The organism is Pseudomonas sp. SIMBA_068 (assembly GCF_046534705.1).
Lineage (GTDB): Bacteria > Pseudomonadota > Gammaproteobacteria > Pseudomonadales > Pseudomonadaceae > Aquipseudomonas > Aquipseudomonas putida.
On sequence record NZ_JAWRYI010000306.1, the window covers coordinates 1 to 291 of the forward strand.

A 291-nucleotide genomic window follows, 5' to 3' on the forward strand; every position below is an offset into this window, starting at 1 on the left:
AAAGCCGGACCTGTAGCCTTGGCGAAGCCTCCTGACTGGAGGCTTCAAGGCTTGGCGGTCAGTTCAGTCCTTGCCGCTGCGCCAACTCGATCAGGTCGACCAGCGACCGTGCATTGAGCTTGAGCAGCAGCCGCGACTTGTAGGTACTGACCGTCTTGTTGCTGAGGTACATGCTGTCGGCAATCTCCTTGTTCGAACGCCCTCGCGCCAGTTGTTGCAGCACCGTCATTTCACGCGCGGAGAGGCGGTTGACCATGTCCACCTCGCTTCCCGCCCCCCTGCCACGTGACG

The 291-nt window shown here is 61.2% G+C and carries 1 protein-coding gene; it reads right to left on the reverse strand.

Annotated features, from left to right (window positions below):
- Positions 1–58: 58 nt before the first annotated feature.
- A partial coding sequence (locus SB756_RS29290; protein ID WP_410913052.1) for a response regulator transcription factor occupies positions 59–291 on the reverse strand: 233 nt, incomplete at its 5' end.